A 13505-nucleotide genomic window follows, 5' to 3' on the forward strand; every position below is an offset into this window, starting at 1 on the left:
ACGTGCGCCAGCCAAGCCGGCCATCCGCGAAAGCCACCATCGCGACCTGAAACCTCGCGTACAGACCGACTTCCAGTCCGAACTGAAACAGGACTCGCTGGCCTTTGCGATCCTGGGCGCAGCGACTGCGGCAGTGCAGGTCCAGCAGGGCACGGCATTGCCGCAGGCCCTGGCAGCCGTATTCGCAAACAACGGCGCCATCCCGCAAGCGCGCGGCGCGATCCAGGACATCGCCTACCGCGCCATGCGCCAACTGGCACTGAGCGAAATCCTGATCGGCCTGATGGCGCCGAAAGCCCCGGACCCGCTGGTCCAGTCGCTGCTTTCCATCGCCCTGCCGCTGATGCACCCGGCCGACGGCAGCCCGGCCCCGTACGAAGCCTTCACGGTCGTCGACCAGGCCGTAACGGCCGCCGGCTCCCACCCGGACACCGCGCGCGCGAAAAACATGGTCAATGCCCTGCTGCGCCGCTTCCTGCGTGAAAAAGAGGAACTGCTGGACGAAGCCCTGCAGCAGCCGGAAGCACAATATAACTACCCGCAATGGTGGATCGACTCCGTCATCACCGCCTACCCGAAGAACTGGGAGCAGGTACTGGCCGCCGGTAACAAGGCGCCGCCGCTGACGCTGCGCGTGAATACCCGCCGTACTTCGCTCAAGGACTACCTGGAGCGCCTGGCCGCGCAGGGCATCGAAGCGACCCAGGTCGGCGAATTCGCGGTGCGCCTGGCCAAGCCGGTGCCGGTATACCAGATCCCGGGCTTCGACCAGGGCGACGTATCGGTGCAGGACGCCGGCGCCCAGCTGGCCGCGCCTTTGCTGGACGTGCAAGCCGGCATGCGCGTGCTGGACGCCTGCGCCGCCCCGGGCGGCAAGACTTGCCACATCCTCGAACTGGCTGATGTCAATTTGATAGCATTGGACGCCGATCCAAAGCGCCTGCAGCGCGTCCAGGAAAATCTCGACCGCCTGCAATTGCAGGCAACGCTCCAGCCGGCAGAAGCCCAGGCCGACGCGTGGTGGGACGGCCAGCCATTCGACCGCATCCTGGCCGACGTGCCTTGCACCGCCTCCGGCATCGTGCGCCGCCACCCGGATATCCGCTGGTTGCGCCGCAAGAGCGACACCCGTCAACTTGCAACACTTTCGTCGCAAATTCTCGACAACCTTTGGAAAATGCTCGCCCCCAATGGTAAATTGCTGTTCGTGACATGTTCGTTGTGGCCGCAGGAGTCCGAGGCGCAGGCGGCCGCTTTCGCGGTGCGCAACCGCGCCACCCGCCTCGATGCGCCGGGCCAATTGCTGCCTCTGGGCGGCGCCGGGCAGGATCACGATGGTTTGTTCTACGCATTGTTCCAGAAAGATGCGTAACCCTTTGACGAGCACCAGGCAAGTGATCCAAAGATTTCTTCGACTCCTTTGCTGGCAGTTGCTGTTGACGCTTGCGTGCGCGTTGCCGCAGGCTGCCCACGCCTCCGACGAGACGGTGGAGATTACGCGCGCCTATATCGAGGCGGCGGAAGAGGGGTATCGCCTGTCCTCGGCCTATTCCTTCGAGCTGAGCCACGGGATGGAAGAAACCGTGCAGTCGGGCGTCCCGCTGCACTTCACCACGGAAATCAGCTTTACCCGCCCGCGCTGGTACTGGTTCGACGAAAAAGCCGTCACTGCCAAGCGCACCCACAAGCTGTGGTACGACGTCCTGATACGCCAGTACTACGTGAAGATCGTCGGTTCCGTTGCCCAGCCTTTCCAGACGCTGGACGAAGCTCTGTTTTTCATCCGCCGGCCTACCCGCTGGGTAGTCGCGCCGCGCGGCGCCCTGAAGGTGGGCGAAACGTATAACGTGACCCTGCGCATGGGCATGGACAAGGATTTCCTGCCCAAACCGATCCAGGTCAACGCCTTCAATAACAGCGAGTGGCGACTCTCGTCCAGCAAAAAAACCTTCCAGTACAGGGCCGAGTAAGTGACGTCTGCCCTCCGGTACTTGTTTGTCGTCGCTGGCGCGACATGCAGCATATTGCTGTTCCTGCTCGCCTCCGCCTCCGATAATTCCGCCTTCTTCGACCGCTATTACGGCTGGCTGCTGGGCCTGAACGCCTCCGTCGCGGTGGCGCTGGTGCTGCTGGTCGGGTTCTCCCTGTTCCGCCTTTATTCGCGCTACAAGAGCGGCAAGTTCGGATCGCGCCTGATGACCAGGCTGGTGGTGCTGTTTGCCGCCATCGGCGTCTTGCCCGGCCTGGTGATCTTCCTGGTGTCGGTGCAGTTCGTGTCGCATTCCATCGATTCCTGGTTCAACGTGCGCGTGGAAGAGGCGCTGGACGCCGGCCTGGACCTGGGCCGCTCTGCGCTGGATGAATCGCTGGCCGAACTGGAAGCGCAGGCGCGCGGCACCGTGCGCCAGCTGGCCGAAGACCCGTTCTACGCCGCCCCGGCCACGCTGGCGCGCTTCGTGCGCCGCCATCCAGGCACCCAGAGCGCCATCATCGTCGACGCCGACGGCGGCCTGATCGTGTCGGCCATGGGCGAGCGCCGCATCAACCTGTCGGCCGACCTGCCTTCGGCCGCAATGCTGAACAAGGCCAAGGACGAACCTTCCTATGCCGCCTACGAAGGCGGCGGCGAGCTGCGCGACGACCGCATCGGCGCGCCGCAGCCGGCGCCGCTCGACGCCAACAGCGTGCTGCGCCTGCGCGTGCTGATGGCGATTCCCGATCCGGTGCAACCGTCCGGCGCCCACCTGGCGCCGCGCTACCTGCAGATCATCCAGGCCGTGCCGCAAAAGCTGGCCAGCAACGGCGAAATGCTGCGTACCGCCTTCTCCGAATACAAGGAGCGCTTCGTGGCCCGCGTCGGCCTGCGCAAGATGTATATCGAAACGCTGACGCTGACGCTGCTGCTGGCAGTGTTTGGCGCCATCGCCGCCGCCTTCCTGATCGCAAACGACCTGGCGCAGCCGCTGCTGCTGCTGGCCGAAGGCACCCGCGCCGTGGCCGAAGGCGACCTGTCGCCGCGCCCCATCGTGGCCAGCTCGGACGAACTGGGCACGCTGACCCAATCGTTCAACACCATGACGCGCCAGTTGTCCGAGGCGCGCAGCGCTGTGGAACGCAACCGCATTGCGCTGCAAAACGCCAAGGCCCACCTGGAATCGGTGCTGGCCAATATGTCGGCAGGGGTGATGGTGCTGGATTCAGAATTCCGCCTGGTCACCTGCAACGACTCGGTCGAGCGCATCCTGCAGCACGCCGGCGTGACCCTGATCGGGCAGCCGCTGGCCGAGGTGGAGGGCATGCAGGAGTTCGCCGCCGCCATCATCAACGCCTTCTCGGCGCAGTCGGCGCAGACCGCGGCCGGCCGCAACCTGCAGCGCCTGCACTGGCAGCGCCAGATCGAGATTCCGCGCCCGCCCGGCAGCGCCGAAGAAAATGAACTGATCCTGCTGACGCGCGGCTCGCGCCTGCCGCTGGAAACGGGCATCGGCTACATCGTCGTGTTCGACGATATCACCGACGTGATCTCGGCCCAGCGCTCGATTGCCTGGGGCGAGGTGGCGCGCCGCCTGGCCCATGAAATCAAAAACCCGCTGACGCCTATCCAGCTGTCGGCCGAACGCCTGCAAATGAAGCTTGAATCCAAGCTGGCGGGCCCCGATGTGGAATTGCTCAACAAAGCCTCCACCACCATCGTCAACCAGGTCGCCGCCATGAAACGCATGGTCGACGACTTCCGCGATTACGCCCGCACCCCGCCCGCCGTGCTGCAGCCCCTCGACCTGAACACCCTGGTCGAGGACATCCTGCACCTGTACGTGAGCGGGGAGGGCGACGACATCATCCACGCCAACCTGGCGCCGGCCCTGCCCATGATCCTGGGCGACGACACACAATTGCGCCAGGTGATCCACAACCTGCTGCAAAATGCGCAGGACGCGCTGCAGGAGCATCCTCCTGCCGACGCCAGGCCGCGCATCGACGTGGTCACGGAGGGCATCATCTACCAGAGTGCGGACGGCGGCACGCGTATTGCAGTGCGCCTCTCAATCTCCGACAATGGCCCCGGTTTCGCGCCGAAAATCCTGGCCAATGCGTTCGAACCGTACGTGACGTCGAAGGCAAAGGGCACGGGCCTGGGCCTGGCGATGGTGAAAAAGATTATCGAGGAACACGGGGGGCGGATCGATATCCAGAACCGTGACGATAGTAGTGGTGCGTCGGTGCTGATTTTGCTGTTAAAGTTGGCGTCGGTGTAGTTGGCATAATATTGTTGTACCAATAAAATCATTGTCGCGCCGACAGGTATAGAATGCCTGCGTAGAGAGCGATAAAAATGAGGGAAGGGGCAAGGGATACATGGCAAACATTCTCGTAGTTGATGATGAAATGGGCATTCGGGAGCTGCTCTCGGAAATCCTGGGCGACGAAGGTCATGCGGTCACGCTGGCGGAGAACGCCCAGCAGGCGCGCCAGGCGCGCGCCGCCGGGGCGCCCGACCTGGTCTTGCTCGACATCTGGATGCCGGACACGGACGGCGTTACGCTGCTCAAGGAATGGCAGCGCGATGGCTTGCTGACCATGCCGGTCATCATGATGTCGGGTCACGCGACCATTGATACCGCGGTGGAGGCAACCCGCATCGGCGCCATGAATTTCCTGGAAAAGCCGATTGCGATGCAGAAGCTGCTGAAGGCCGTGCAGGCCGGCCTGAGCCGCGCACAGGAAGCGGTGCGCGCACCGGTCATGACGACCCGCCCGGTGATGCCGGCGCCGGTCGAGGAAAGCAGTTTCGGCCAGGCGCAGGTGGCGCAGCAACCGGTGACCCACAACCTGGGCATGGCACGCGCCGTCAACGGCGACAACCCGATCTTCAACCTGTCGTTCGACCTGCCGCTGCGCGAAGCGCGCGACGCGTTCGAGCGCATGTACTTCGAACACCACCTGGGCCGCGAAGGCGGCAGCATGACCCGCGTGGCCGAGAAGACGGGACTGGAGCGCACCCACCTGTACCGCAAGCTCAAGCAACTGGGCGTGGAGCCCGGCAAGCTGTCGAAGAAAAACCAGGCTTGATTCCGACTACGCTGGTAACAGGCCCGACGGCCGCAGCACGTGAAAACGCGATTGCGGCCGTTTTGTCGCCTGGCCACGCCACGGCCATCATCCTTGAAGGTTTGGCCGACGCACATTCTCCATTGGTGTATGATGAAAGTGACCCGACGGCATGGCAGCCGCAGGTACACCGCATCGCCCCCGGCTGCCTATGCTGCGCCGGTAATCTTGTCTTACGTGTTACATTGAATCGTCTCTTGCGCCGTCCCCCGGCGCAGCTCTTTATCAGCCTGGCGGATGCCACTCACGTGGATAGCCTGCGCGCCATGCTTGCCACGGCCCCTTACGACGCCCTGCTGCGCCTGGAGCCGGTACTGAACGCTTGAAAATGGCTATGACAGCCCCATCTCGGTTTGGAAACGAAACGTGAAGGAAGCCATATGAACCTCATTTACAACAGCGAGCAATACAGTGTTGTCGAATTTGGCGCAGACCGCAGCCTGGAAGCCTTGCGCTTCGGCGGCTACGAGATCGTCGACAAAGGCGGCAAGCGCGAAATCTTCATTGCCGGGGTCATGGCGCAGAACTTCCGCCGCGACGTTAACGAATTGATTGCCAGCGAGCCCACCATCGAGGAGATCGATGATTTCCTGGGCAACTATGAAGCACTGATGAGTCAACCGGTGCTGCTGCACTAAGTTCTTTTGCATCCTCCGTGGAGCGCTCCCTTGCTCCACCATGGGCAGCCATGCCAGCGCTGCCCGTTTCCTCTGCTGAATCGATTCAAAAGCCCCGTGATAGAATTTGGAAAAATGTCAATTCGACATTTTCTTCACACTTGGGCCAGTAATTGCGTTCTACAACTCCAACGATCGTTCTCAAGCTTCGCTGCTTGATTCTCGTAGGTGCGTTGATATTCAGCGGCTGCGCGCAAGAGAAATCCGCACTGTCCACAGCGTCGATCCGCATCGCCCTCACCGATGCAGCGCCAGGAATGCCTGCGACTGTACTCCCTGAACTCCAGCGGCTAGGGTTCACGGAGCAGCTTAATCCAGCGCGTACTCCGCACTTCAGGATTTTCTCTACCAGGATTCCCGAAGAATACATGGTCGGCATCCCGTTGGATTCGGACCAGGAGACTTATCAAGTAAATATTTTCTTCAGCGGCCCCAAACCGTTTGGCGAGGCCGGCGTTGTGCTCTACCGAAATCTGGTGGCAGGCCTGAAAGATAGTCTCGGGGCGGCGCGCGTTACCGCCAGCTCGACCAGCGATACAGGGCAGGTTCTGCTCGAGAGCTCACCCCGTTAAGTGCTGCGGCACGCAGCGTACTTCCACGCCTGATCCCCGCGGCGGGAATGATGTGGGAGTATGATTCCCGCTGACACTCCCCTGAACATACTGCCAGAACGCATAACCATGAGCGCCCTCGGATTCAGTCACTACAACCTGCGTGCACCGCGAGCATTGCTTGATGAACTGCGCGACTTCTACTGCGACGTAGTCGGCTTGACCGTTGGCCAGCGACCTCCATTGCGCAGCTTTGGCTATTGGCTTTACGCTGGCGGACATGCCGTTTTGCACCTGTCGGAAGCCGGGCCGGAGGAAGTCAGGCCGACGCAGCCGTCGGGCACATTTGACCACGCAGCCTTTCGTTGTCGTGATCGCCCTGCGTATGAGAGGGCGTTGGCCTTGCGAGGCATCCGGTACCGCGTGGCCCTTGTTCCGGCAACGCAGCAGGTCCAGATTTTCCTCACCGATCCAGCTGGAAATGGGGTAGAGCTGAATTTCGATTCTTCCGACGAGGCCTGAAAAGCAGTGCGCTACGGAGACAAATGATGGCAGCCGAAGAAAACGCAATCCGCGCGGTGCACGCGAAGTGGGTCGAGGCAGCCAATGCGGCGGACCTTTCCAGCCTGCTTGCCATCATGACCGAGGACGTCGTCTTCCTCAATCCGGGCGAGGCGCCTATTGGCAGGGAAGGTTTTTCAGCCAAGTTCACTGCGGCCCATCAAGAGTTTCGCATCGCCTGCGGCAGCGAACTGAAAGAGCTGGTCGTAGCGGACGATTTTGCCTACACGCGCAGCGCAGACCACTTGAGCGTGACGCCGCGCGCCGGTGGCAATGCAACCCTGCTTGCCGGACAGCGAATGACAATTTACCGCAAGCTCCCCGACGGCCAGTGGCATCTTTCACGCGACGCGCATACCTTGTCGCCGGTGCAGAGCTTCAATTTCTTTGCCTCGGAAGTTTCAGCCGCGCCAGTCGATGGAATCTGGACAGTCGCATTTGGCGGCCCCGCGCACGGGGACTATTTCCTGGTCCAGCGCGATGTCGAGAACGTGCTGGGTGAGCGCGGACTCAACGTGCACTATATTGAACTGGGGGGCCAGTCGAAGGGATGTTACGGTGGTGTTGAAAAGGTGCAGGTGCTGCCGGATGCAGTGAAATTCCAGTTCACTTCCGACGCTGCGGTGCGCATCGGATTATCCGGGATTGTCGTTTCCTTTAGCCTGTCCAAGGCGGAGCTCGCGTTAGTGTCGTCTGCCTTGGCGCACATAGTGGAGCATGGGCGAGTCGAAGTACTGTAGGCACCACCATCAGACTGCCATGACCAATAACCAGCAATTCGTCTTGTATGGAGCTGCGGCTTCCGGTTCAGTCGCCGTTGAAGCCGCCCTGGAGCTGCTTGACATTCCATTCCTGGTAATAGAAGGGGAAACCTGGTCATCGGCAGCAGCGCGGAAGCGTGTTGGAGGGCAAAACGCGCTGCGGCAAGTTCCGACTCTGGTGTTGCCGAGTGGCGAGACGCTTACAGAGAGCGCGGCCATCCTGCTTTGGCTGGCTGACGCTCACCCGGGCGCGAGGTTGGCGCCGGGCCCACATGATCCTTTGCGTGCGCAATTCCTGCGCTGGATGTTTTTCGTCTCGTCAGCAATCTACTCACTGCACTGGATCAAGCCGGATGTGAGCAGGATTGGCGCACCGCAAAGCGCCAGGGATGATGTAGTAGACTCAATCCATGAGCGCATAGCTTTCTGCTGGCGTACCATGGACGCGCAACTTCGCCCTTCCAAGTACTTGCTGGGCGATACCTTGAGCGTACTCGATCTCTTCGTGGCTGTGATTTCGCGCTTCGGTCCATGGCGTGAGCGTTTCTATCAAGAGGCGCCAAACATGACTCCAGTGGTCAAGCGCGTCGACGAGGATTCTCGTTTGAAGGCGCTTTGGGAGCGGCGTTTTCCGTCAGACTAGGCAAATACGCGTTAGAAACTCGCGGGAGGATCTATGAAACGCACCTGGACAATCATCGGCGTCGCCGATGTCGCTCATAGCTTCAACTGGTACCAGACTTTGTTTGGCCAGCCAAAGACCGCACCGGCCCACGAATTCTTTGGGCAGGTACGCGACCCCGATGGCACGGTTCTGCTCTGCTTGCACCAGTGGGGATCGCATGACCACCCCACGCTGGCAAGCCCGGGCGATTCGCAGCCCGGCAATGGGCTGTTGCTATTCTTCCGCGTAGACGATTTCGACGAGGCGCTGGCAAGGGCGCGCGGCCTGGTGGCGAACCTCGAAGAAGATGTCAGCGTCAACCCAAGCACCGGCACGAGGGAATTCGCGCTGCGCGATCCGGATGGCTACTACGTCATGGTGAGCGCATGGGACTGAAGACCAGGCTTACGGAAAGGCTCGGGATCAAGCATCCGATCCTGCTGGCGCCAATGGGCGTCATGGCCGGCGGCAGGCTGGCGGCGGCGGTAACCAATGCCGGCGGCCTGGGCATCATCGGCGCTGGCTATGGCGATGCCGAGTGGATCGAGCGGCAATTCGCGGCAGCGGGTGGTGCGCGCGTCGGCTGTGGGTTCATTACGTGGTCGATGGCGCGGGATTCGACGTTGCTCGAGCAGGTCCTGGCCAAACGGCCGGCCGCTCTGATGCTGTCGTTCGGCGAGCTGGAGCCGCACGCCTCGATCATCAAAGCGCGCGGCATCCCGCTGATCTGCCAAGTGCAAGGCATGAAGTACCTGCGCGAGGCCGTCGACGCCGGCGCCGACATCATCGTGGCCGAGGGCTGCGAGGCGGGCGGCCATAGCGGCCATCGAGGCTTGTTCACGCTGGTGCCTGAAGCGGCCGATTACCTGGCAAAGCATGCGCCAGAAACGGTGCTGGTAGCGGCCGGCGGAGTCGGTGACGGGCGAGGGCTCGCGGCAGCGCTGATGCTCGGCGCGGACGGTGTCCTGGTTGGCACCCGTTTCATCGCGGCGGCCGAATCGGAGGCGCCGGAAGGCTTCCGGCAAGCGATCATTCGTGCCGATGGCGACGCTACGATCAAGTCCAACTCGGTCGACGTGGTGCGCAAGCGTTACTGGCCTAACTCGGAATTCGTGGTCCGAGTGCTGAAGAATGATTTTGTCTCGGCATGGCATGGGCGCGAGCGCGAACTGGAGAAATCAATCGATGTCGAGTTCGAGCGGTTCTGGGATGCGTTCAGGAAGGGCGACGCCGACAATTCCGGCGTACTGATGGGGGAGGTTTCCGGCATCATCCTGGATGCGCCACCGGCCGCAGAGATCATTCAGAAGATGGTTATACAAGCGACCACCTTACTGTGCAAACATGCTGATTTGACGCCGACCCTGGCCCCGCCATTATGATGACCGATTTCAAATTGATCGCAGGCCGCCTCGTTACCGAAATTAGAAAAGCCATCTTTTTTTTCGGAACCTGCGGAGTAGTGGTCGGACTACTAATGCTCTGGCAGTTCAAGCTCAAAACGCTTGGCGTTGCCACAGGAAAGGCGTGGCCAACAGAGCTTTTTTCCGATTTCGTGTCGTTCAATGCGTTCACGCTGGTATTCGTTGGCTTGATAGCGATTGCGGCAGCGTCAACGTTGTTTCGGAGCTTTGGCTTTCCATTGCCTCGGCTTGAGGCCTTGGTAGCTCATCTTGAAGAGCGGCTATCGCAGATCGCAAGTTCGATCATTTCATTTACCCTGGGATTGTCCGCATTGGCGCTCTTGCATGCCGTGCTCACGCTGGAACAGGGCGGCCTGGCACTGGCGCTTCTTGTCATGATTTTCGATTGCGTCATATTTTTTGGCTTCGTTACGGCTGGCGCCATTGCGCGTCGTGTCGCGCCATTCGATCAGAGGGGACCGTCGTTATTGGCCTTAGGTGGTTCAGTGATTTTCGTTGGTATTTGCCTAGTCAATGGCATCAACTAATTCCTTCGCGGTAAAGGCAGTTGATTTAGGCCCGCACGGGCTCTGGATGCATAGTGAAGGCCATTGCTTCGGCCTCGCAACCTGTTAAAGTTGTGGGATGTGCCAATTACTTGCAATGAACTGCAATGTCCCGACCGACATTGTGTTCAGTTTCACCGGCTTCGCCCTGCGCGGCGGGCAGACCGATACCCACCATGACGGCTGGGGCATCGCCTTTTTCGAAGGCGCCGGCGTGCGCCATTTTGTCGACCACCAGGCCGCGATCCATTCGCCGATTGCGGAACTGATCAAAAACTATCCGATCAAGTCCAAGAACGTGATCGCGCATATCCGCAAGGCCACGCAGGGCGAGGTCATGCTGGAGAACTGCCATCCCTTCGTGCGCGAACTGTGGGGCCGCTACTGGGTGTTTGCCCATAACGGCGACCTGAAGGAGTTCGCGCCAGTGCTGCACGGGCCGTTCCGCCCGGTCGGCACCACCGACAGCGAGCGGGCGTTCTGCCTGATCCTGCAGGACTTGAGTGAACGCTTCGGCGACACCTGTCCGCCGCTGCCGATACTTCGCGCGCAGATCGAGAAAACCGTGCGCGGCATCGCCGGCCATGGCACCTTCAACATGATGCTGTCCGACGGCCGCGCGCTGTTTGCGCATTGCTCGACCCACCTGCATTACATCGTGCGCCAGCATCCCTTCGACAAGGCCAAGCTGTCGGATGAGGATGTGAGCGTGGATTTCTCGCAGGTCACCACGCCAAACGACCGCGTGGCCGTGATCGTCACCCAGCCACTAACTACTAATGAGCAATGGACGGCCTTCGCGCCGGGCGAGATGAAGTGCTTTGTGGATGGCCTGCCGCAGAAACGGGACTTTGAGAAAATTTAACAGACACCGGCAGGATTTGATGCCAAAATGGCAGGACACGTCAGGAATTTCCCTATGATCGACCTTTCCAGCAACGATGCGGCCTCCCAGAGCCTGAAAGTTCGCGAATTTTATCTGGGCCGCCAGCCGATCCTGGACCGCAACCAGGCCTTGTTCGGTTACGAGTTGCTTTTTCGCAACGCTCCGGTTGGGCCGGCCAATATCAATACTTCGGCGCTGTCTGCTACCGCTGCGGTAGTGGCGCACGCCGCGCAACTGGGCATGGAGCGCACCATCGGCGATGCGATCGGCTTCGTCAACGTCGATGCCGATGCGATCCTGAGCGATATCTTTGGCTTCCTGCCGCGCGAAAAACTGGTGCTGGAAGTTAGCGCTGCCAACACCCTGGCGCCAGCTGTGCTGTCGCGCATGTCGGAGCTGGTGAGCCACGGCTTCCGCTTCTCGCTGGACGATATCAATCCCGATTCGCCGCAGTTGCCTGCGCTGTTGCCGATGGTGGAATACGTCAAGCTGTCGATGCGCGACATGCCGCTTGATGGCCTGGTCCAGCTGGCCCCGCGCATCAAGCAGGACGGCAAAAAGCTGGTGGCCAGCAAGGTCGAGAATCGCGACGAATTCAAGAATTGCCTGGACCTGGGCTGCGATTACTTCCAGGGCTATTACTTTGCCAAGCCGGTCATCATGAGCGGCAAGAAGCTGTCGCCGTCGCAAATGGCGGTGATGGAGCTGATGACCCTCGTGACCTCGGATGCGGACAACGCCGAGATCGAGCGCGCCATCAAAAAGGACGTTTCGCTGGCCCTCAACCTGCTGCGCCTGGTGAATACGCCGGCCGTAGGCGCGCGCCAGCGCATCGATTCCCTGAGCCAGGCGGTGCATGTCCTGGGCCGTCGCCAGCTTCAGCGCTGGCTGCAGATCATGCTGTACGCGGAGCCTGGCAAGCGCGGACATTCCATGACGCCCTTGCTGATGCTGGCCACCACGCGCGGCCGCCTGCTGGAACTGCTGGCGACCAAGCTGCGCCCGGCCCACCGTCACGTGGCCGATATCGCTTTCACGGTTGGCATCATGTCGCTGATGGATACGCTGTTTGGCATTCCGATGCAGGAAATCCTGGCGCAGATCCCGATGGGGGATGAGGTCGGGGAAGCGCTCGTATTCCGCGGCGGCTTCTTCGGCGACCTGCTCAAGCTGGCCGAATGCATCGAGCGCCTGGAAGACATGGACACGCGCATCCTTCCGGCGCTGGCCGACCTCGCGATTTCGACCGAGGAACTGGTGGAGCTGGAAATGTCGGCATTTGAATGGAGTGACAACGTGGTGCGATACGCCCTGTAGAGGCATATGCACCGATGGCGGCGCCGCAGTAGCGGCGCCGTTTTTTTTCCGGAGGACGAAGAGTGTTAAGTGTCAGTGGGTTGAGCAAATCTTATGGCGAGCGGCGCGCGGTCGACGGCGTTTCGTTCCAGGTGCAGCGGGGCCAGACCGTGGGCCTGCTGGGGCCGAACGGCGCCGGCAAGTCGACGACAGTCAGCATGATCTGCGGCTTGATCAAGGCCGACGCGGGCAGCGTCACGCTGGATGGCGAGCCGGTGGTGCATGGCGCCAGCTCGGCCAAGATGAAGCTGGGGCTGGTGCCGCAAGACCTGGCCTTATACGAAGAGCTCCCCGCAATCGAAAACCTCAAGCTGTTCGGCGCCCTGTATGGCATGAAGGGCGCAGCGCTGGTCAAGCGCGCGCAAGAAGTGCTGGCGCTTGTGGGCCTGTCGGACCGTGCGAAGGAAAAGCCTTCGACATTCTCGGGCGGTATGAAGCGCCGCCTGAATATCGGCGCGGCGCTGCTGCATGATCCGCAATTGCTGATTCTCGACGAGCCGACTGTGGGCGTTGACCCGCAAAGCCGCAATGCCATTTTTGAGACGCTGGAAGCGTTGAAGTCACAAGGGCGCTCGCTGATTTACACCAGCCATTACATGGAAGAAGTGGAGCGGCTGGCTGACCATATCGTGATCATCGACCACGGCAAAGTGCTGGCAGATGCGCCGCCGGCGGAACTGTACCGCCGCCTGCCGACGCAAGCAGCCCTGCAGGTGGAACTAGCGGGCAGCGACATCCTGCCGGCGGAGTTGCTGGTCGCGTCGCTGGCCGGCCTGCCGGGCGTCGCTGGCGTGCGCCGCGATGGCGTCTCGCTGGACATCAGCCTGCACGGCGCCGCCCATGCCGCACCGGTGCTGCGCTGGCTGGATGAGCAGGGGCACACGCTGGCTCATTTCTCCACCGCCCGTACCAAGCTGGAAGACATCTTCCTTTCCCTGACCGGCCGCAGCTTGCGCGACTAAGGAATTCCG

The 13505-nt window shown here is 61.4% G+C and carries 16 protein-coding genes; all 16 read left to right on the plus strand.

Features of this window, described 5'->3' with window-relative positions; genetic code table 11:
• Positions 1-22: 22 nt before the first annotated feature.
• The 16 genes from rsmB (at position 23) to ACN9MW_RS06300 (ending at position 13496) form a co-directional block, all read left to right on the plus strand.
• Positions 23-1372, plus strand: coding sequence for a 16S rRNA (cytosine(967)-C(5))-methyltransferase RsmB (gene rsmB / locus ACN9MW_RS06225; protein WP_426172124.1), 1350 nt, complete (start codon positions 23-25; stop codon positions 1370-1372).
• Between the two features lie 64 nt (positions 1373-1436).
• A complete protein-coding gene (locus ACN9MW_RS06230) occupies positions 1437-1970 on the plus strand; it encodes a DUF4390 domain-containing protein (protein ID WP_426168697.1) in 534 nt (177 codons plus the stop codon).
• On the plus strand, positions 1971-4256 hold the full coding sequence (locus ACN9MW_RS06235; protein ID WP_426168700.1) for an ATP-binding protein: 2286 nt from the start codon (positions 1971-1973) through the stop codon (positions 4254-4256).
• 100 nt (positions 4257-4356) lie between these two features.
• The gene (locus ACN9MW_RS06240) at positions 4357-5070 is read left to right on the plus strand and encodes a response regulator (RefSeq protein ID WP_426168703.1); all 714 of its coding nucleotides are present in this window, start codon (positions 4357-4359) and stop codon (positions 5068-5070) included.
• A gap of 236 nt (positions 5071-5306) precedes the next feature.
• Complete coding sequence (locus ACN9MW_RS06245) at positions 5307-5435, plus strand: hypothetical protein (protein ID WP_307143689.1); 129 nt, start codon at positions 5307-5309, stop codon at positions 5433-5435.
• Positions 5436-5489: 54 nt separating this feature from the next.
• Complete coding sequence (locus ACN9MW_RS06250; RefSeq protein ID WP_055928525.1) at positions 5490-5747, plus strand: BTH_I0359 family protein; 258 nt, start codon at positions 5490-5492, stop codon at positions 5745-5747.
• Between the two features lie 194 nt (positions 5748-5941).
• Positions 5942-6358 (plus strand): hypothetical protein, encoded by a 417-nt coding sequence (locus ACN9MW_RS06255; protein ID WP_426168706.1) that lies wholly within the window; start codon positions 5942-5944, stop codon positions 6356-6358.
• A gap of 108 nt (positions 6359-6466) precedes the next feature.
• Positions 6467-6859, plus strand: a complete 393-nt coding sequence (locus ACN9MW_RS06260; RefSeq protein WP_426168708.1) for a VOC family protein — start codon at positions 6467-6469, stop codon at positions 6857-6859.
• Positions 6860-6882: 23 nt separating this feature from the next.
• Entirely contained in the window at positions 6883-7638 is a 756-nt protein-coding gene (locus tag ACN9MW_RS06265; RefSeq protein ID WP_426168711.1) for an Imm10 family immunity protein, read from the plus strand.
• A gap of 19 nt (positions 7639-7657) precedes the next feature.
• Positions 7658-8302 (plus strand): glutathione S-transferase family protein, encoded by a 645-nt coding sequence (locus ACN9MW_RS06270; protein WP_426168714.1) that lies wholly within the window; start codon positions 7658-7660, stop codon positions 8300-8302.
• 33 nt (positions 8303-8335) lie between these two features.
• Positions 8336-8719 (plus strand): VOC family protein, encoded by a 384-nt coding sequence (locus tag ACN9MW_RS06275; RefSeq protein ID WP_426168717.1) that lies wholly within the window; start codon positions 8336-8338, stop codon positions 8717-8719.
• Complete coding sequence (locus ACN9MW_RS06280; protein WP_426168720.1) at positions 8710-9705, plus strand: NAD(P)H-dependent flavin oxidoreductase; 996 nt, start codon at positions 8710-8712, stop codon at positions 9703-9705. The genes ACN9MW_RS06275 and ACN9MW_RS06280 overlap by 10 nt, the downstream gene beginning before the upstream one ends.
• Positions 9702-10274 (plus strand): hypothetical protein, encoded by a 573-nt coding sequence (locus tag ACN9MW_RS06285; RefSeq protein ID WP_426168722.1) that lies wholly within the window; start codon positions 9702-9704, stop codon positions 10272-10274. Before ACN9MW_RS06280 ends, ACN9MW_RS06285 begins: the two co-directional genes overlap by 4 nt.
• 97 nt (positions 10275-10371) lie before the next feature.
• Entirely contained in the window at positions 10372-11157 is a 786-nt protein-coding gene (locus ACN9MW_RS06290) for a class II glutamine amidotransferase (RefSeq protein WP_426168725.1), read from the plus strand.
• 54 nt (positions 11158-11211) lie between these two features.
• Positions 11212-12495, plus strand: a complete 1284-nt coding sequence (locus ACN9MW_RS06295) for an EAL and HDOD domain-containing protein (RefSeq protein WP_426168728.1) — start codon at positions 11212-11214, stop codon at positions 12493-12495.
• Positions 12496-12575: 80 nt separating this feature from the next.
• Complete coding sequence (locus tag ACN9MW_RS06300; protein ID WP_426168731.1) at positions 12576-13496, plus strand: ABC transporter ATP-binding protein; 921 nt, start codon at positions 12576-12578, stop codon at positions 13494-13496.
• The last annotated feature ends 9 nt before the right edge of the window (positions 13497-13505 follow it).

This window comes from Pseudoduganella sp. R-34, assembly GCF_049904655.1.
Taxonomy (GTDB): Bacteria; Pseudomonadota; Gammaproteobacteria; order Burkholderiales; family Burkholderiaceae_D; genus Rugamonas.

Coding starts and splice junctions, on each gene's coding strand:
- ACN9MW_RS06265 (WP_426168711.1), top strand. CDS start 6,883: ATGATGGCAGCCGAAGAAAACGCAATCCGCGCGGTGCACGCGAAGTGG.
- ACN9MW_RS06295 (WP_426168728.1), top strand. CDS start 11,212: ATGATCGACCTTTCCAGCAACGATGCGGCCTCCCAGAGCCTGAAAGTT.
- ACN9MW_RS06240 (WP_426168703.1), top strand. CDS start 4,357: ATGGCAAACATTCTCGTAGTTGATGATGAAATGGGCATTCGGGAGCTG.
- ACN9MW_RS06250 (WP_055928525.1), top strand. CDS start 5,490: ATGAACCTCATTTACAACAGCGAGCAATACAGTGTTGTCGAATTTGGC.
- ACN9MW_RS06285 (WP_426168722.1), top strand. CDS start 9,702: ATGATGACCGATTTCAAATTGATCGCAGGCCGCCTCGTTACCGAAATT.
- ACN9MW_RS06260 (WP_426168708.1), top strand. CDS start 6,467: ATGAGCGCCCTCGGATTCAGTCACTACAACCTGCGTGCACCGCGAGCA.
- ACN9MW_RS06270 (WP_426168714.1), top strand. CDS start 7,658: ATGACCAATAACCAGCAATTCGTCTTGTATGGAGCTGCGGCTTCCGGT.
- ACN9MW_RS06275 (WP_426168717.1), top strand. CDS start 8,336: ATGAAACGCACCTGGACAATCATCGGCGTCGCCGATGTCGCTCATAGC.
- ACN9MW_RS06290 (WP_426168725.1), top strand. CDS start 10,372: ATGTGCCAATTACTTGCAATGAACTGCAATGTCCCGACCGACATTGTG.
- ACN9MW_RS06280 (WP_426168720.1), top strand. CDS start 8,710: ATGGGACTGAAGACCAGGCTTACGGAAAGGCTCGGGATCAAGCATCCG.